This is a genomic window from Bradyrhizobium sp. LTSP857 (genome assembly GCF_000938285.1).
Classification (GTDB): Bacteria; Pseudomonadota; Alphaproteobacteria; order Rhizobiales; family Xanthobacteraceae; genus Bradyrhizobium.
Genome location: NZ_JYMS01000039.1, coordinates 29391 through 49687 on the forward strand (window position 1 = coordinate 29391; position 20297 = coordinate 49687).

General features: G+C 65.1%; 5 protein-coding genes. 3 read left to right on the forward strand and 2 right to left on the reverse strand.

Annotated elements, in window-relative coordinates; all coding sequences use genetic code 11:
* Positions 1-48 precede the first annotated feature (48 nt).
* Genes cobU through bluB form a run of 3 tightly spaced genes read left to right on the forward strand, consistent with a single transcriptional unit; the run spans position 49 to position 1971 of the window.
* On the forward strand, positions 49-552 hold the full coding sequence (gene cobU, locus UP06_RS24960; protein ID WP_045006328.1) for a bifunctional adenosylcobinamide kinase/adenosylcobinamide-phosphate guanylyltransferase: 504 nt from the start codon (positions 49-51) through the stop codon (positions 550-552).
* Positions 549-1334, forward strand: a complete 786-nt coding sequence (gene cobS, locus UP06_RS24965; protein WP_045006329.1) for an adenosylcobinamide-GDP ribazoletransferase — start codon at positions 549-551, stop codon at positions 1332-1334. Before cobU ends, cobS begins: the two co-directional genes overlap by 4 nt.
* 4 nt (positions 1335-1338) lie before the next feature.
* Positions 1339-1971, forward strand: coding sequence for a 5,6-dimethylbenzimidazole synthase (gene bluB / locus UP06_RS24970; protein ID WP_045006330.1), 633 nt, complete (start codon positions 1339-1341; stop codon positions 1969-1971).
* Positions 1972-1991: 20 nt separating this feature from the next.
* Here bluB and UP06_RS24975 read toward each other — a convergent pair whose 3' ends face one another.
* On the reverse strand, positions 1992-3683 hold the full coding sequence (locus UP06_RS24975) for a ShlB/FhaC/HecB family hemolysin secretion/activation protein (RefSeq protein WP_045006555.1): 1692 nt from the start codon (positions 3681-3683) through the stop codon (positions 1992-1994).
* Positions 3684-3694: 11 nt separating this feature from the next.
* On the reverse strand, positions 3695-20233 hold the full coding sequence (locus UP06_RS24980) for a leukotoxin LktA family filamentous adhesin (protein WP_045006331.1): 16539 nt from the start codon (positions 20231-20233) through the stop codon (positions 3695-3697).
* Between the last annotated feature and the right edge of the window lie 64 nt (positions 20234-20297).

A 20297-nucleotide genomic window follows, 5' to 3' on the forward strand; every position in this document is an offset into this window, starting at 1 on the left:
TTGTCTTTGCCCGCGTTTGGTGATTAGTGCTGGCCGTAGGAGACCTTCATGGCCGTCATTTTGATCACGGGCGGAGCGCGATCGGGCAAGAGCAAGCGTGCGGAAACGCGCACGCGCGCCTTCCCGGGACAGCCTGTCTATGTCGCTACGGCCGAGGCGCTTGATGCCGAAATGGAGGCGCGCATCGCAAGCCATCGCGCACGGCGCGGAACCGACTGGACCGAGCGCGAGGTACCGCTCGACCTCGTCGCGGCGCTGGTCGCAACCGATGGCGGCGGCGCAAGGCTGGTCGATTGCCTGACGCTGTGGCTCTCCAACCTGATGCATGCCGAGCGCGACTGGTCGCGCGAGGTGACAGAACTCGCAAGTACCCTGCCCCGCCTCAGGAGCCCGGTCGTCCTCGTCACCAACGAAGTCGGCCTTGGCATCGTGCCCGACAACGCGCTGGCGCGCGCCTTCCGCGACGCCGCCGGGATCATGAACCAGACCATTGCGGCTGTGGCCGACGAGGTCGAGTTCGTCGTCGCAGGCCTTCCGATGAAACTGAAATGATGCCACGCGCCGACATGATCTGGGACGTCATCGCCGATCTCCGGATCGCGGCGTCCTTTACCACGATCCTTCCGGTCGGTTCGTCAAAGGCCGCCGGCGATGGCGCGATCGCGCGTGCGACCTGGGCGCTTCCCATCGCCGGGCTGCTGGTGGGGCTTGCAGGCGCGGTGGCCTATGCGATTGCAAGCAGGCTGGGGCTCCCCTCCGCGACGGCCGCCCTGCTCGCGCTGGCCACGACAACCCTCGTCACCGGCGCGCTGCATGAGGACGGCCTTGCCGATACCGCCGACGGGCTCGGCGGCGGCGGCACGCGCGACCGCAAGCTCGAGATCATGCGCGACAGCCGGATCGGGACCTATGGCGTCTGCGCGCTGATCCTGTCGTACGGCCTGCGCTGGAGCGCGCTCGCGGCAATTGCCAATCCGTGGGCAGTCACACTGGCGCTCGCATCCGCGCATGCCGCGGCCCGGGCGGGCGTGCCGGCCTTCATGTCCTTGGTGCCGCCGGCGCGGCCTGATGGATTGTCGGCGAGCGCGGGAGCACCGCCAGGTCGCAGCGTGGCCATCGCCTTCGCCCTCGGAACGCTCTGTCTTGCGCTTGCGCTCGGACCGGGCAAGGCGCTGGTCGGCCTCGCCCTGCTCTCGCTCGCCGGGCTGATCCTGGCGCGGCTCGCCATCCGTCAGATCGGCGGGCAGACTGGCGACATCCTCGGCGCCTTCGAGCAGACTGGCGAGGTCCTGATCCTGCAGGTCGCCGCAGCCTTCCTTCAGATGGGAGGGTGACCCGATGGTCGAATTCGACGACACCTTCCGCCGGCAATTGCGCGAGCTGTTCGTGTGGCGTCGCGACGTGCGCCGCTTTCGCACCGATCCGCTGCCGGATGGCGCCATCGCGCGGCTGATCGAGACCGCTTGCCTTTCGCCATCGGTCGGCCTCAGCCAGCCCTGGCGCTTCGTCACCGTCGACGATGCCGCACGGCGCCGCGCCGTGATCGACGATTTTAGGGCGTGCAACGCCGACGCGCTGAATTGTTACTCCGGCGAACGCGCGGCGCGCTATGCCGCGCTCAAGCTCTCGGGCCTGGAACATGCACCCGGCCACCTCGCCGTATTCGCAGACAAGGCGAGCGATATCGGCCACGGCCTTGGCCGCGCGACCATGCCCGAGACGACGGAATACTCCGTTGTCGCTGCGATCACCGCGATGTGGCTCGCCGCGCGTGCCGAGGATATCGGGCTCGGCTGGGTCTCGATCCTGAGTCCAGACCGCATCCACACCATTCTCGACGTGCCAAGCTCCTGGAAATTCATCGCCTATCTCTGCATCGGCTATCCCGAGGCCGAATGCGACCAGCCCGAACTCGAGCAGGCGAAGTGGGAAACCCGGCGCGGCTCGGACGAGTTTACGCTGCGACGGTAGCGGGTTCGCGAAGTGGCGCCCTACGACTTGCCCTTGTCGGCAATCGTCGCCGGCGCAGCGTTTTGCTGCTTCTCGAACATCAACAGCGGGCGGAAGATGATGCGGCCATAGGCCTCATAGTGCCGCTGGGTGGAGACCGCCATCTTCAGCGGCGTCGCATAATTGGCCTCGAATGTCATGAACTGCGCGTAGGTCCAGGAGAAGCCGACGCCGACCGAGCTCAATTCGGTGATGCCCGGGAATGTCGAGTACACCGCGCCCCAATCGGTGAAGACGTAGGTATCAAAACCCCTGAGCAGCGCTGACCAATTGTAGTGCAGCTCGGCGTTGAAGTAGTAGCCGCTGTCGCCGGATGCCGCGTTGGTCGGATAGCCGCGCACCGTCGTCGGGCCGCCGATCGTAAAGATCTGGTCGCCGGGCAGAAGCTTTTCCTGCGTGTACTGCCAGCTCGCCAGCACGTTGGCGGTGAAATTGGCAGGTCCCGCCGCGCTGGTCGCGATCATCGAGCCGGTATAGGTATTGAACGCGCGGTTGTTGCCGAGCACGTGGTCTTGCCAAGCGATGTAGTTCACGGCGGGCGAGACCGTGATCGAATAGGTATTGCCGGAATTGGTCACCGAGACGCCGGCGGTGGCCTTGTCGTGGTGGTCGTCGGTCACCGCAACCGAAGAGAAACGGCTCACCGTCTTGCCTTCGGTCTCGGCGGCGTTGAGCAGCACCAGCCAGTTCTGCGTCACCCAGATCGGCTGGCTGAAATTGACCGCGGCCTGGCTCGACCGGCCGGTGACGTCGAGCGCGACGAACGGGCCCTCGATGATCTTGATCTTGCCTTCGGTATAGCTGACACCGGCGCGCCCACCCCAGGGGTTGACCGGAATGCTGTAGGCGACGTTGCCGTTGAGGTTGCCGTCGGAGCGGACGCCATAGAAGGTCAGACGGTCGTCGACACCGAACAGGCCGTGGCGCTTGTAGAAGGCGCCGCCTTCCCAGCGGCCGGTATTCTCCACGCCCTGGTTGTCGACGAAGAGCTGCAAGGTATCGACCGGCGGCTCGATCACCGCAAACTGGAGGTCGGTCAGGCCAAAGGTCGTGCCGGGCTGGAGCAACGCCTTGATCTGCACGTCATTGGTCCGGTTGAACCAGATCACGTCGCGATTGAGCTTTGGCACGTCGAGGACTTCGCCTTCGGGCTCCTTGACGCGCTGGAGGATGTAATCGGTGCGCGTCTGCTTGTTACCCTCGATGGTCGTCTTCTGGAGCCGGCCTTCGGTCAGCTTGACCCTGACCACCCCGTCCCTGGGATCCTGCTCCGGCAGCGTCGCGATGCCCGTGACGATGCCGCGCGCGGTGTAGATGGCATTGATGTCGGCGACGAGCTGCAACAGCGACGCGATGTCGACATTCTTGCCGACATATTTCTTCGCGATCTCGTCGAGCTCCGCCGGCGTGATGAATTTGGATGTATCGAACGCGACCTTGCGCAGGCGGAATTTCGGCCCGCCCGGCTTGAGGAGCGGGGATTTTTCGCGCTCGCCGCCGATCACGGCAGGCCCATTGAGCTTCGGCGGCGCGCTCTGCTGCTCGAGCTGCCGCCGCTGCCGGTCGACGTCTTGCTGGATCACACCGGGGTTGATCGAAGGCACCTGCGCGCGCGCCTGCACGATGCAGGACGCTGCAAGACCCACCCCTAACGCTGCCCTCAGAACCCGCATCTCCATTCCCGTTACCACGCCTCGGCAAGACGGCCGATGGCCGGCTTCGTCACATCAACCGCCGCATCCTTCCAGCCGGTGCGCCCCATCCGCTGCCCCTGGCGACGCAGCTTGCGCATGTCGCTGAGGCCCTCGACGTTGACGGCGGGGCCGGACCCGATCGTCTCGACCGGCCGCGGCGACAACAGCGCATCGAGCCGTGCGTGACCGGAGAGACCGAGCTGGTAGAACGCCCCTCCGCTCTTCTGCGCCAGCCAGGTGTCGATGCTCTCATTGCCCTCGCCGTCGACGGAGACGTTGCGCATCATGCTGGCGCCGGTGAAGTCGCTACAGCAGGTGTGGGTCGGGCCGTAATTGGTAACGGTCGCCGAGATATCGCCGGTGTAGAACACCACATAGGCATTGCTGACATTGGCGTTGCCGACCTGGCTCATCGTGAACACGCCACCCGGCTGATAGAGCTGGAGCGACGGCCAGTCCGTCGGCGCCGGTGACCGGTTGTTGAGGAGCACCTGCTGGGTTGCCGTGGTGAGAACGAGCTGGCCCGGCACGTAGCCGTTGAGGATCGAGACGGCCCGCGCATCGGTCAGGAAGTTCGCGTCCACCACATTGAACTGATTGATGATGATGGAGTCCGGATCGATCGAGACATTGGCAGATTTCGCCGTCCCGCCATTGTAGCCCGTGACGTTCATGATCAGCGGAATGGCCGGCGTCGAAGCAATCTGCTCGCCCTTGACGTTGATGGTGTTGGCCGCGAGGTCGAGCTCCCTGACCACGCTGACGAAGCCGATCGTCAGGTCACCCGGCGAGGACAGCTTGATCGTGTTGCCGCGGATCCGGTCGAACGCGATCGAACCGGCCGCGTCGAAATGCGTATCGCCGTTGGCGGAGATCAATCCGCCGCGGAGCGAGCCGGTGTCGGACTTCAGGTCGATATCGCCGGCATCGCCCGGGATGCCCGTGGTGGTGAGCTGGGTGGAGGCGATATCGGTCACGGCATGCAGGGTCTGCGTCCCGCCACTGACGGCCGTTCCGAGAGTGATGCCGCCCGTCGTCGCGGTGATGCCGAGCGTACCGCCGACGTTGAGATTGTCCCAATTGATCACGGTGCCGCGCAGCACTGCATTGCCCGTTGTCGCCGTGAGATTGTGGCCGGTGTTCGACAACGCCGCGATCAGCGTAGCGGAGCCGTTGGCGGCGACGGAGCCCTGCGTCACGACGCCGCCGGCCATCACCGTCTGCGCCTGGATGAAGCCGTTGTCGGCCGTGACGTTGATGCTGCCGGTATCGCCGGTGATGCCGGTGGCCGTCAGTGCGTTGAACGTCACGTTATCGTGGGCGTGGATTGTCTGCGTCCCACCGCTCTGCGCGGTCTTGAAGGTGATGCTGCCCTGGCCTGCGGTCGCGCCCAGCGACGTTCCGACGTTGAGCGCGTTCCAGTTGATCGGGCCGCCGGCCGTCAACAGGCCCGAGCCGGTCGTGGCGGCAAGCGTGTTGCCGGTGATGGTCGTACCGGCAACCAACGCGGCCGCGCCGTTGGCCGAGACCGAGCCCAGCGTGGTCACGCCACCGGTCGTTACGGTCTGCGCCAGGATGAAGCCATTGTCCGCGGTGACGTTGATATTGCCGAGGTCACCCGTGTTGCCCGTGGCAGCCAGCGCCTTGAACATCACGTTCTGACTGGCATGGACCGTCTGCGAGCCGCTGCTGCTGGCGGTGCCGATCACGATGCTGCCATTGCTGGTCACCGCGCTGAAGCTGCCGCTCGCACCCGCCGCCGTCCCGGCCGCGACCTGATCGAGCGTTAGGCCGCCGGTGCCGAGGATGTCGACGCTGCCCTTCACTGCCGACAGCAAGGTCGCCTCGGTGTCGGTGAAGGCCTTCAGGTAGATGCCGCCGGCGCTCGTGCTCGCCGTCAGCAGCGCGGCGCTGAAGCCCATCCGGCCAGTCGAGCTGCCGATGCCGTTCGACGCCGACAGCGAGACTTCAGCGCCCGAGCCGGAGGCCACGAAGCTGGTCTGGCCGTCGCCATTGCCGAGGATCGCACCCAGCGAGGCCACGCCGCCGGCGCTGACGATGATCGACGGCGCGTTCGAGGCCGCCGCATAGGACAGCGACGAGTTGAGCTGGCCGATCGTGGCGTTGCCCGTCGTTGTCACCGAGATCACCCCGGCCGCGTCGATCGCCGAAGAGGCGCCCATCGACAGCGTTGACGCGACCAGCGTCACGCCGCCGGAGGAGCTGGTCGCCACCACCGGCGCCGCACCGGTGCCGTCGGCGAACGTCACGGCGCCGTTGGCGAGCAGCTGCATCAGGCCGACGCTGGTGACATCGGCGTTGATGCTGATCGCGCCGTGCGGCACGTTCAGCGTCAGCGTACCGCCCGCGGTGAGCGGGCCGTAGGTGCCAGTCGCGCCGACCGTGAGATCGTGCGCCACCACCAGGATGCTGAGGTCGCCGACCGCAGAGCCGGTGAGCGCGCCGGAGATCTGCACCTGCAGGGGCTGGAAGGTGGTGCCGTTGAAGCTGATGTCGCCACCCGCGCGCAGATCGAGGTCCGTGCCCACGATATGCGGCGCCGTCCGATCGGCAAAATTGGTGCCGCCTTCGGCATAGATGCTGCCGGTCGCGGCAAGCTGGATCGTACCGGTCGCCGAGACGTTACCGAGGACGAGGTCGCCGGTGGTCTGCTTCACATAGACACCCAGTCCGGACGACACCTGGTCGAGATGATCGGTGGCCGGATTCGCGAAGGCGATCTGAATCGCGTTCGCGTTGGCCGCCGGATCGCTTCCCGCGGCACCGGCGCTGCCGATGTTACCGTGCTCGGCGATCAGGGTCAGGTTCGGAATGTCACCGGAGATCAGCGGCACGCCGGTCACGCCCGCGGAGATGTTGGCGACGGCGTCAAGCTTGACGTCGCCCGTGCCGGTCACTTGCACGCCATTGGCTTGCGCAGCGGCGATTGGACCGTAGGTCGCAGCCGCGATGCCGCCGAGCACGAGGCTGTTCTTGCTGCCGAGATAGACCTCCGACAGCGCCTTGGCCGTGACCGCGGTCGGATCGTCGAGGATGACGAGGCTCTGCTGCGACAGCGTCACGTTGTAGGTCACGACGCCGGTCGTCGGGTCCGTAACCGAGTCGACGGTGAGTTGCCCGGGACCGGCCGATGCGAGCAGGCCCTTCTGGGCGGCCGTCAGCGACGAAGCATTGACGCTGGTGAAATTGAACGTCTGCGGCGCCGCCAGTTGGCCGACCGAACCATTCGGCGTGTACAGCATGACCTGACTGGCCCTGATGTTGGCCATGACATCGTCGGTGATCGGCGGCGGCGGTGCACCGACGGCCGACGACGAGACCGTGTAGGCGAGCTGGCTTTGTGTCCACTGCGAGCCCGACGTGATGATGCCGTAGACCTTCTCGGTCGAGGCGAGCGTATAGGTGTAGTTCGCACTGTAGCTCGTAAGCGCCGACTGCAAGGCCGTGTTGGTCGGCATGAACTGATTGCCGGTCGCGACGCCGTCGAACAACTTGGTGAACAGGGTCGACGAGAGCGAGCTGCCGAACAGCGTTGCCAGCGGGTCCGTGGGCGCGGTGCCCAACACTGTGGTCAGCGAGGCCTTGACCTGATCGGTGTCGATCATGCCGAGCAGGAACTGGTCTTTCACCAAGCGCGTCGCGGCCTCGTTCTGCATCTGCGTCGTCGAGACCGTGGACGGATCGGTGATGCCAAGCTTGGCGGCAACCTGCGCACGCAGCATGTTGAAGCCGACCGTGGTCGGATTGTACTCGAGCGCGTGAGTGCTGGGGCTGACCCGGAAGACCTGATTCTGGAGCTGGAAGTAGTCGTTGTAGGCTGCTGTCACCATCGAATGGTAGCTGTTGACGGCGACGGTCGCCGCATTGCCGCTGAGCAGGTCGAGGCTGGTCCAGACGTCCGCCAGATGCGCGCTCTGCTCGGCGGTGAGACCGCCGGACGACAGGCCGTTCAGGATGCTGGCATGATTGCCGTCGGAGGCGGCGGCCTCCAGGAAGACCGGGCCGGCTGTCGACGCGACCGTGCCGAGCCGCAAGTCGCCCTTCGACTGCACGATATAGGTGCCGGTCTTCGAGGAGCTGTTGAGGATGCCGCCATCGACGCTGCCGTCGATCAGCGTCGTCCCCGTCGCCTGGATCACCAGCGGATTGATGTTGGTGAGCACAGCAGTGCCGTTGCTGACACCGGACATCGCGCCGATTGCACCGTTGGTGGAGTCGATCTCGATGTTCTTGCCGATCACGATGGGGTTGGCAACGTCGTAGGCCGACGCCGAGTTGATGTCGCCGGTCGCCGAGATGAAGACGCTGCCCTGCGGCGCGTTGCCGGCCACCGTCGGATTCACCTTCACCTGGTTGATCGACAGCGAGCCGACGGCCGCGATTGCGATGTCGTGGTCGATGGTGTTGGCGGTAAGGCTGCCGCCATAGACCTGTACGGAGACAGCCGTTCCGCCCGAACCGATCGTGCCGATGCCGCCCGGCGCAGAAAGCGTCACGCTCGTGCCCGAGATCGTCGGGTTGTTCGCGTTCGCACCGACGGTGATGGCCGAGTTGGCGCCAGTGGCCGTAACCGAGGTCGTGCCCTGGAGGTTGTTGATCGGTCCGTTGATGACGATGCCGGAGTTCGACGTGACCGCAACCGTGCTGGTGCCGCCGCCGTTGAACTGGATGTTGATCGGGTTCGAGGCCTTGACCGTGTTCGTCAACGTCAGGGTCAGGTGATCGAAGATCTCCTGGAACCAGTCGTATTGGCCATCCGCACCGCAGCACTTGCCGGAATGGGTGTTGCCACCGCCGCCATGCGCTGAGCCGGTCGCGGTGACGACCTCCTGGTAGTTCGAGCTCTGCAACTGGCCGGTGGTGGTGCCGTTGGCAACCTGCTGCACGTTCGAGACCAGGCTGGTGGTGCGGGTCCAGATCGCACCAGTGGTCGAATTGGGCGTGTAGGTCCAGCCATAGTCGAACTGCGTGGCGCTGGTCGAACGATCCAGCGTCGCGGTGTCGACCCACTGATAGTACAGGTTGGCTTGCGGCGTGTACTGGAGGCCCGACGTGCCGCTGGTTCCGGCGAGCATCGAGGAGGTGTACTGGCTCGCGTTGACGCTGTTGGTCTGGTACGTCGACACCTGCTGGCCGCCCGGCGCCGCCGGATTGTAGACATACCACGTCGTCTGTTGCTTGAGCTGGTCGACGATCTCGATCACGCTGGCGGCGCTCACACCGGTATTGATGGTGTTGGTGACGAGTTGAACGCCGGTGGTGTTGTTCACCGTGATCGTGCCGGCGCCGCCATTGACGATGATGTTGCCCTGCGAGACGTTGTTCTGGGTCGAGGTCGAGATGATCTTGCCATTCAGGTAGACGTAGCCGCCCGAGCCCTGCACCACGCTGTTCAGCAGGATCTGGTCGGTGGCGGCGTTGTATTTGGCGCTGATCTGCACGTCGCTGCTGTTCGCCTTGGTCAGATACTGCGTCAGATCGACATAATTGCCATGAAGTGCGGCGGCCTGGTCGGCAGCAAGGGTCGCGCTGTCAGCCTTGATCGCGTTGATCGCGTTCAACGCGCTGGTGCCGATATTGACCGAGTAGTTGCTGCTCGAACCGCTCTGGATCGTACCGTTTATGTTGAGCACCGACGCCGACAGGATGATCGCCTTGCCGACAATGAAGGGCGCGTTCGCGGGCGCGTTGGTCGCCGTGTCTGCGGTCTTCGGTGTGATCACGTCATTCTGGATGTTGATGACCTGGAAATAGGCCCCGCAACCCGAGCAGTTGAATGGGCTGTTGCCGCTATAGACGCCCTGGCCGTCATAAGTGTTCCGCTCCCATGGGGCGGTGGAGATAGTCTGGACCGTCGGGCCTTCGATCGTCGCCAGCGTGCTCGTGCTAGGTACACTGCCGGCGCTGGCATTGCCGTTGCCCGGCGCGCCCGAACCCGTCGGCAGGAAGATCGCCGAATAGAGCGAAACGCCGTCGTAGTACAGATCCAGCAGGCGCGCGGTGAAGATCGTGCTGTTGCTCGCCGTGCCGGCGACGCCCTCACTGCCGGATGCGCAGCAATAGTACGAATAGGGGTGATTGCCGCCGGAGGCGATATGCACGCCGCTATCGTATGCGCCATAGGCGCCGAGATAGGTCGCCGCCGCCATCACCGCCGTCAGCGTGTCGTTGTCTGCCGGCTTGTATTCGGTGTTGGCCCATTGCGAGGCCACGTCGTGGTTAGAGCTGAAGATGCTGCCGACGCCGCCGTTGAAGGTGAACGAGCCGTTCGGAACGACCATCTGGATCGTCGCAGCATCGAAGGTCTGCGACGCCACGACGTTGCCGAGATTGTTGGTGATCTTGAGCAGCCCCTGCTCGTTGGTGACGACGCCGTCAAAATAGATGTCGGGCGTGCGGGTCAGCGTATTGCCGTTCTGGTCGACGCCGAGACCGGTATTGGGGTCCTTGCGGTTGTAGATCGCCGAGATGTCAATGAGCGGCGTCGCGGTGTTGTTGGACGTGAAGGTCACGTTGGACGACGAGTCTGCGGCGACGTCCGGGTGAGTGACCAGCCCACCACTCACATTGGTGATCGTGAGGTTCGACAGGGCGATGAAGTCGAGACCCTGGTTCTCGATCTTGATCAGGGGCGAAGAGCGCGCGATGACGGATGGCGCCACATTGCCTGCGCCCCCTGCCCCGGACAGGCTCTGCGCCAGGATCGAGACATTGCCCGCCGACACCAGGATGTCGCCGAACGCGAAGGCGTTGCCTGACGCGTTGGCGGCAAACGGCGCCTGTTGAATCAGCGTGTTGACCTGTCGCTGGATGTCACCGGTCGGATCGGCGCCCTGCACCGTGATGACGGGCTGGGCCGCGGCGAGAGCGGTCTGGACCTGCGTGGTGGTCAATCCGCTCAAGGTTGCGAGTTGGCCGACGATCGTCTGGTAGGGATTGAAGCCGCCGACGATGGTGTACTGGACCGTCTGCTGGTTCCAGCTCATCACCGGATTGAAATGATTGACGTCGGAAACGTATTCGAGCGAGAGCGGATCGTAGGGGCTCGTCGTGGACAGGGTCGGCGTGCTCGCACCGAGTGCGATGGTGATGGTCTCGTCATTGTGGATGCCGGCGACCACAAGGCCGTTGAGCGCGACATTGCCGGTGCCGCCGTCATTGGTGTGGCTGTGGTTGTCGCTGTTCTTGGCGCTAAACATCTCCAGATAGGGATTGTAGTTGCTGCCGAGGCCGGAGGCCGCGACCTGGCCCGGAGTTGCGGTGAGAGAGATGTCATTGGCGCCGAGCACCTTCGAGCCGATCGCGAGCGTCAGGCTGGTGTCGTCGTCGGCGTTGGCTGTGCCACTGTAGCGGCCGGAAATGGGAACGACCGTGTTGTTGTAGACCACCGTCGTCCCGTTCGCGGCCACGCTGCTGTAGACGCTGCCGTCACCGGCCAGGCCCGCGGCGATGTTGATCTTGCCCCAGGCCTCCACCGTCGAGCTGCCGCCGACAGTGACGTTCTGGGTGGCATGAGCCCAGGCGTTGGTGCTGGCACCGACGCCGCCGATCGCGCCATAGAGGCTGGCGTTGGCATAGTTGTTCGCCGACATCCGCGACGCCGAGCCGATATAGATATTGCCAGCGCTGAACAGCTCTCTGGCCTGAATGTTGACGTTAAGCGTCGCGTTCGCCGTCATGTCGGATTCAGCATCGCCGCCGGCGAACAGGCTGGCGGTGGCCAGGCTCGTCGTGTCCGACGTGCTCAGCGTGTTGTAGGCCTCGATATTGATCACGCCCGTCGTCGTTCGCGGATCGGCGTTGAGGCTCAGGATCGTCCCGGCATCGATGTTGGTGTTGACGGTTTGGGTGACGGTCGAGGTGCTCAGCGCAGCCGCGCCCGCGAACATGCCGCCCGAGCCCGAACGCGCGCCGCCGCCGGCCTGATTGACGATGTCGTTGGCGATGACGTCCATGTCGCCGCCGGCCGAGTTGATGATCAAATGGGTGCCGACCTCGGCGGTGGTGGTCGATGTAACGTCGTTCTGCGCACTGCCGCCGGCGACGCCGGCGGTCGAGGCCTGATAGGCATCGCCGCTGGCGCTGTAGTTTGTGGTGTGCTTGGCACGGATGTTGAGACCGCCGAAATAGAGCGTGTCGTCAGTCGCGTTGCCATAGAGCGTGGCGTTGGTCACGGCGGTGGAGCTCGTCGTCGCGACGGCCGCGGCGCCGGCATAGGTGCCACCAGCACCGACGGTCGCACTGGAGACGTTGGCATCCGTGCCAGTGGCAGTGATCTGGAGAATGCCCGTATTCGACGCGGCCGTGACCGCACCCGCGCCGAGATAAGCGTAGGTGTGTGCGCTCGACGACGTCTGGGCGACGGTCGCGCCCAACGCCAGGAACCCGGTCGAAAGACCGGTCGCCTCGGCGTACTGGGCGCTGTCGTTCTCGGCCGCGATGACCACGTCGGAATTGGGAAGCGTGATCCCGGTCCCGCCGTAAGCGCTGACCGTGGCGTTCTCCGACGCCTTGGCGTAGCTGCCCTGGGCACCGATCAGCGAGCCTGCGCCGCCCGCGAGCGACCAGGCGTAGGTCGTCGTGCCCCCTGTCGGAACCAGCGCCATCGCCGTCACGGCGAGCGCACCGCCCGAGAAACTGGTGTTGTCGCCGACATCAGCGGTGACCTGGGCGCCGACCGTCGACTGGGCGACGGATACGCCGACGGCGCCGCCGCCGACCGAGACGCCGATCGAGCTGCTCGACAGATTGGGCGTGATCGACGCCGACACCAGCGTACCGACACCGGTCGCGGACGTGGTGATCGAGGAGCCGGAGCCGATCTCCGCAAGCACGGTCGAATTTTCGTGGGCCTCCGCGTCTGCGCCGACGCCGGAGACGATACCGCCGCCGAGCGCCGTTGCCGTCGTGGTCAACGTGCCGGCTCCGGCCGCACCAACCGCCAGCGCCGAGACATTGACGGTGGCGCCGTCCAGAACCTTCGCCGCGACCGAGCTCGATCGTCCCGCCGTAGCAATCGAAGCACCGACGGCCGCGAAACCGGCGGTGACGCCGCCCGTGAAGACGCTCTGGGACGAGGAGTCCAGCGCCATGACGGCGACGCCGGTGCCGCCCGTCCCGGTCACTGAGCCGCCGAGCTGGGCCGTCACGGTGTTGGCAACATTGCCGACCGCCACGGCTGCGTCCGCGCCGAAGTAAAGCGCGGCACCGCCGGCGATCGCCTCGCTGTCGATGGTCTTGCCGGCATAAGGTCCGGTGCCGGCATCCTTGACTTGTGCCGCGACGGTGACGGAGGGCGCGGAGACGATCGCGCTCAGATTGGCGAGCACGCTGCTGTCGACGCTGGTGTAGCCGATGCCGGCACCGATGCCGACGTTCTTGCCGAAGCCGGCGCCGAGCAGGTACATCTTGGTCGCGTTGGCGCTGGTGGCGGCGACGTTGACCTGCGTGCCCGTGACGTTGCCGCCCGCGATCTGCGCGGTGACGCCGTCATTGCCACCGGTCAGCACGGTCGAGACGTCGTAGGTCGAGTTCACATTGGCGTTGTTCGGATTGCCCGCCGTGCCGCTGGCGACGGCATCGCTGCCGTGGCTGGAATTGGTGCTGTTGTTCACCGACGCAATGGTGCCGGTACCGCCCTGGTTGAGCTGCCCGGTCTCCTGGCCCTGCGTGTCAGGATCAGCGGTATTGGTGCCGATGATGATGACGCCGACGGTCGCTCCGATGCCGACGCTTCCGCCGACGCCGGCGGTCACCGCGTAGGACAGCACCTCCTTGGTGCTGAGCGCACCCACATTGATGACGGCCGACGAGTCCAGGTCGCTGTTGCGGCTTTCCGCAATGGTCTGGCTCTTGAAGACGATGACATTGGCCGCAGCACCGACGCCAACCCCGCCACCGCTGGCGCCGATCGCAATTGCGCCGGCGATCTCCTTGATCGCAACATCCTCATTGGCGTTGATGGTGATCGCGCCGGCCGCGCCGCCCGTGGGCGATTGCACCGTGGTGTCATAGACGCCGGCAATAGTTGTGTTGTTGGCAATCTCAATGTTCGCCATGCCGGCAATCGCGGCCGTCCCGGTCGAGAGCGAGCCACCGACCGAATAGGCCTGGAAGCGATCGGTAGTATTCGCCTCGACGTCGAGTGCGCCGCTCAGGTTCAGCGCGGTCATGTGCGCGCTGCCATTGCCCTGATAGTGGAACTCGTCACCGACATAGGCTTCGGTCCGGTTCGCGGAGACCTGAACCAGGAACGCAGCGGAAGCCGCAGCCTGGCTGCCATAGGCCGCCGAGCCGTTCGCCGAGTAGATGCCGGTGGTGTCGTTGGCTGTCACGGTGAGCGAGGAGGCCGTCATTGCGCCGCCGTCGACATAGGCTTCCGTGGTGGCGACGAAGACGTTCAGCCCGACCGAGCCGGTGTTGAAGCCGACGGCGATCGAGGACGCGTCCTGCTCGGCATTGGCCTTCACGGTGACGGCGCCGACGGTCGGGGTCGTCGTCGACGAAACGCTGCCGATGGTCGCGTTGGTGATGGTGGCCATCGTCGTGCGCGACATCGTCGTCGAGATGATGGTCGCGCCACCCCCGCCGCTTCCGGTCGGAGGCACGATGCCGGCACCGAACGCGCCGGAATAGGAGAAGCTCGAGGCGGCGACGTCGATCTGCGGCAGCAGGCCCGCGCTGGTCAGGCGCGTATCGATGCTGGCGCCGTCGATATAGGCGTTGGTCGACCCGCTCATCACAGAGGTGATCGGGTTGATCATGATGTTGATGCCGTTGCCTGCCGCCAGCGAGACGACGTTGGTCACGACGGCCTGATGCGAGCTGGCGACGACGGCAAGGCCCTTCACCGTGTCCTGGGTCTCGGTCAGGTCAGGCGTGCTGTCGGTGGGGGCCTGGAAGCCGCTGAGGTCGTTGGCGTGCGCCAGGGTCCCGCTGTTGACCGACAACGTGTCGGTCGAGCTGGTTCCGAGCGCATCGACCTTGGTGTTCGTTCCGCTGATATAGGCCGACGTGCTGCCGGTGATCTGGTTCGTCACCATCGAGCCGGCAAAGCCACCCGCGCCCCTGGAGATGGAGAGAGCGCCGGCGATCACGGCCACGTTGTCGGTGTTGCCAGCGATCACCGCGACATTGTTGCTTGCGGTGACATCGGCCCCGCCGGTGATGCTGGCGGAGACGTTGGTTCCCATCAAATTGGTGGCCACCGACCCCGCAAGCCCGACCTGCCCGGAGATCGCAACGCCGACGGCAACCGTCGAGATGCTGGCGTTCGAGCTGGCACCGACGGCAATGTTACCGGTCGAATTCACCTTGGAGCCGATGATGCCGGCGCTGACATTGTTGGCGATGTTGCTGTTGACGAGTGAGAGGCCCGCAGCGCTTCCCTGCGTCGACCCGCCTGCGACCGCGGCGCTGCCCGTAATGCTGGAATTATCGGTCGCGGTGACTGAAATGTTGTTGCCCGAAATCGTCGAATTCGTCGTGCTCGAACGACTGTTGCCGATCGCGGCCGAAACAGTGTTGGTGATCGAGCTGATCGTCATGGCGCCGACGCCGGAGAATTGTCCGGTGGAGAGGCCGAAGCCGATGCCGACCGACTGGATCTTCGAGGCGTCGATCGCGCTCACATTGACGCGGCCGGTCAGGAGCACGTTGGCGATATAGGCCGAATGCGTCGTCGAGATGGTGTCGTAAATGATCGAGGCGCCGACATTGTTCTTGCCGGCCTGGATGATGCCGGCAACGGAAATGATGCTGCCGCCCGGTCCGTTGCTGGTTCCACCATTGAGCGCGGCTGCGCTGAAATCGATGCAGTTCTGCCCTCCCGTGCCGCCGGCGGTCGTGCAGGTGTCCGCGGCGAGCAGGTTGTTGTTCGACTTCTTGACGAGATTTCCGAGCGCGGTGTCCAGCGCCGACACATCGCCGCTGTCCGCGATCACCGTGACGCTGCCGACGCTGATGCTTATCGTAGCGCCGCTGTTGATATAGGCCGTCGTGGTCGGCGATATCTCGTCAACGATAATGGCGCCGGCGAGCCCGTTGGATCCTGCCCCGCCCGAAGCCGCGCCGGCCGCGATCACTCCGGCGCTGTCGGCCAGCACCAGCAAGGTGTCGTAGTTGGAGATCGCGGTCGTGCTGATGTGCGCGTCGGTTGCGTTTCCGCCGGTGGGATTGGCGATCGAGGCATAAGTCAGTGCGATGCCGACGCCGGCCTTGCCGCCGGAGACATAGAGCGAACCGCCGCCGATCGCGATTTTGGTCGTCTGGTAGGCGTCGACCTCAAGCGCGCGGTTGACGCCGGTCGACTGGCCCGTGATCGTCGAGTTCTCGATATAGGCGTTGGCGCTGTCAGTGACGATGCCGACGGATGCCGACAGCGCGGCCGCATTGCCTTCCGGCGCGCCCGCCACGCCGATGGCGACAACGGTCTCCGAGCCGCCGTTGAGCGCCTGCACCGTCACCGAGCTCTGGTTGTTCAGTGTGGTGCCGCTGATATAGGCGCTCGTGGCGTTGTTTGACGTCGCCGACGCGATTGCGCCGCCAACGGCCGCGCTGTTCGATCCCTCGCTTCCGGCCATGTTGGCCGCGGCCGAGCCGGAGCCGTTGTCCAGGATGGTGTCGTTGAGCGCCTGAACGATTGTCTTGGTCTCCACGGCACTAGTCGTGGTGTATTTGTTGATCGTCCCGGCGTTCTTGATGTAGGCGCTGGTGGCGAGCGAGACGTCGCTTACCGACGAGCTGCCGGCGAGATCGATGCTGAATCCGCTGGTGCTCGATCCGGTCGAACCGGCCTTGGCCGCACCGGCTGCAATGCCCGAGGTCCCGCCGGTGGCCGCCGCCGTCACCGCCCCCGCCTTGGTCGCGAAGCTGGAGACGCTCGGCTCCGAGATCGCGGCCGCAACCGAAGCCGCAGTGATGCGCCCGGACGTCGTCGCCGAAATGGTCAGATAGTCGGCCCTGAACGAGCCGCTGCCACCGCCGGTCCCAGAGAACGGATCGTCGGTGCTGAATGCACCGTTACGGATGTCGCTGCTGTTATCGCCGATATAGGCCGCGGTGTCGGCGTTGGCGCCGAGATAGGCGACGGCGAGACCGACCGCCGAGTTGGCGCCGATCGAGACGGCACCGGCGATCGTCAGCATCGACAGGTCCTGCGCGGCATAGACGTTGACGGTCGGCGCCGAAACCGTGGCTGCGCTGCCGATCGAGGCGTGCGTCGTGTTGTCGAGCAGCGCCATCGACGTGATGCCGTTCAGTGCCAGCGTACCGGCGGCCTTGCCCGATGTCGGCGCGACACCGAAGAACTGGTCGGTCGTGACGGCTTCAACCGAGATGTTGTCGGTCGACGCCATCGTCGCATTGGCGGCAACGCCCGCGATGGTGGTGTTGGAGATCTGGACCAGATTGAGCGAGCCGCCGAACGACGAGCCGCCCGAGGTATTGCCGGGAAGAAAGCCGAGCGTGCCGACATTGCCGGCCGCATCGATCGAGGCGGTATAGGAAGCGGCCGTGACGGAGAGCGTCGCGTCGAACGGCTGGGTGCCCGTGTTGAGGTTGGCCGACCATGCGCCGCTGCCGCACGTCGCAACCGTGCAGGTCGCATTCAGGTTTGCGCTGCTCGCAACCCACGCTGTCGTGTTGTTGTGGACGATGAAGTTGTTCAGCGATCCGGAAATTCCGAGCGTGTCGCCGGCGTCCGCGCCTGCGTTCGCGTAGCTGGTGAGGATATTGCCGCCAATACCCAGATTGCCGTTGAGGTGGCTGATCACCTCGGTCAGCCCGGCCCATTGGGTCCAGGTATTGGTGATCGGCATGGAGGTGTTTGCGGCGACACCGATGTTCGGCGCGCTGATCGTGACGCCATCGCCGACATAGGCATTGGAATTATGGGTGTAGTTGCCCCAGGCCACGGCTGCGCTCAGCGCGTAGGACTGGCCGTCGATGGGGCTCGAGGTGATCGCCGCCGAGGTCGCGTTGCTGCGCACGCCGACGTCGGTCACGTTGGAGACCACCGCGACGTTGCCGGTCGTGTAGATCGAGGGTGCCCCGCCGCTGGGGTTTTGCGCGATCGCCGCCGTGGCGCTTTCGGTGCTGTTGGAAAGCGACAGCGCCGCGGCGGCCTTGAGGTTCAGGTCGGACGTGACCAGCGTGCTGAACATCTGCTGCGCGATGATGTTGCCCGTCTCGGAGCCGACGACCGCAAGCCCCTGCAGGCCCGCAATCAGCGTGGGCGTGCCGGTGATGGTCGACGACATCGTCGAGTTCGACGTGGTGTTCGAGAAGGCCTCGACCGTCACCGGACCGGTCATCGGGTTTGCGCTGGTTCCCAGCGATGAGCCCAGGGTCGCGTTGGCGGAGGTGTTGATGTTGCTCATCGCCATCGCGCCGCCGACACCGCCGTTGAGCGCCGGATTATCCAGGGCAACGGACGTCGCCGACGTCGAGAAGCTGTTGTTGTTGATGGCGTAGACGGAGAGGCCGCCCGGCGAACCGCTCGCCGTTCCAGCACTCAGATGGGCGCCGGTTTCGACATTCGCGCTGGTCGTCACCGAAGCGTTCGAATAGGCGAACGTCGCGACCACAGCCGCGCTGGTGGTCGTCGCGACCGCGGCGACATTCACCGTGGCGTTGTTGGTGGAGGTGATATTCAGATATCCGCCGGCATTGATCGTCGCCCCGTTTGCGACGTTGGCGGAGACGTTGCCGATGACGTTGCCGACCACGACCGACGCGCCGAACGGAAGGCCACCGCCAATTGTGCCTGCGAGCACCGGGTCCGCCGCCGTTTCTGACCCGGTCGCGGTGACCAGGATGTTGCCGCTGGCGGAAATATTGGCGTGGCGGTTGATCGCGACGTTCGCCGTCGCGCTCGCTGCGACGTAGCCGCCGTTGACGCCGAGGTTCAGCCCCGCAACACTCTCGCCGACCAGAGCGAACGATCCGGGAAGCGAGCTCAACATGTTCGAGACGGCTGTCGAGGTCGCGCCGATGCTGACATCTCCGCCGGTGATCGTACCGTCGATCGTGATGCCCGTCGTCGCATAGGCGTGGCCGGACAGCAGGTTCTGGCTGGCCGTGGCCGCCAGCGTCACATTGCCGTTCGTATAGGTCGTTCCGCTGGCGTTGATCGCCTGGGCGAGGATCTGGGCGCCGTAGTTGATAGTGATCGTCGGAGCGTCAATCTCGACATTGATGGCGTTGCCGACCGAATGCGTCTTGGTGGCCGTGTCGAGATTGCGGGCATCGATCACCGCATGCGCGGCCAGTATGACCGAATTGTCGGCCTGGACGAGATAGGTGGCACCGGCGCTCAGCGCGGCAATGGCGTTGGCCACCGAGGTGTTCGACAGCGTGACACCCGCGCCGCTGTCCAGGGTCGTGTCGCCGATGACCACATCGGTCGGATCGATCAGCAGCGTACCGGCGCGGCCGCTTGGGGCGCTGAGATTGATGCTGACGCCGCTGCCCACGTCGATGACGCCGTTTCCGCTGAGCTCGACCAGGCCCGCATTGCCCGTTTTCGAGCTGGCGTTGATCTTCGCGCCGCTCGTCACGCTCACATCGTTACCGGCCTTGACGAGGACACCGCCAGCATCCCCCGTCTCGCTCGCCGTGCTCAACCTCGCATTCGAGCCTATCTTGGCATTGTTGCCGGCGACGACCGTGATCGTGCTCGGCGTCGAAGTCTTGCTGCGCGCGGTCAGCCGCCCGTTCACCGTGGCGTTGTTGACGGCGCCGATATGGATCGAGCCGTTGCTCACAGTGATGGCGCTGGCGCTATGCAATCCCTTCGAGTTGACGGACGCCGCAAACTTCGCGGCATGGTCGAGGTTGGCGATGTCGCGCTGGCTCGCGCCGCCCACAAAGACGTTCTGCCCGGTCAGGCGGACGCCATCCATGGCATTGACCCGGCCGTAAATCCGGATGTTGCCATCCGGCGAAACCGGAAACGAGCCCGCCATCAAATTGCCGACGGCCGTACCGTTGATCGCCCCTCCCGGGCCGATCAGACTGTCGGTGAACTCCCGCGTCGGGGTCGACACGTTGAGGCTGCCGGTGTTCACCGTGCCGCTGCGGCCGACCACGAACCCCTTCGGATCGGCGAAATAGACGTTACCGCCGATCGCGCCGTTCATATACGAATTGAGCGTGCCATTGACGTAGACCGGCGCGTCGCGAACGATGTTGACGAGGTTTTGCGTGCCGTTCGGCAGTTGCAAATTGACGGTGTTGCCCTGCCCTACGCTGAACTGCGAGAACGAGTTGAAGGCGCTGTTGCCTGAGACCGTCGACGTCGTAACGTTTGTGCCGCTGCCGGAGGTTTGCAGGGAGGTGCCGGTGCGCCCGTCCGGCGTGATCACATTCGCCGTTTGCGCCTGGAGTCGGACGCTGAAGACCGGCAGGAAGACCATCTGCATCGCGCACAGCAGCGACATCGAACGGAAACGCGCGAGCCCTCGCAGCGTCAGTTCGTCCTTGTCTCGCGTGGCAAATGGTCCGCGCATTTCAGATCCTCGTCATCGGCATTAGCGCCGATCCACAACCCGGTGGGAGAATGGCGTGCAACCG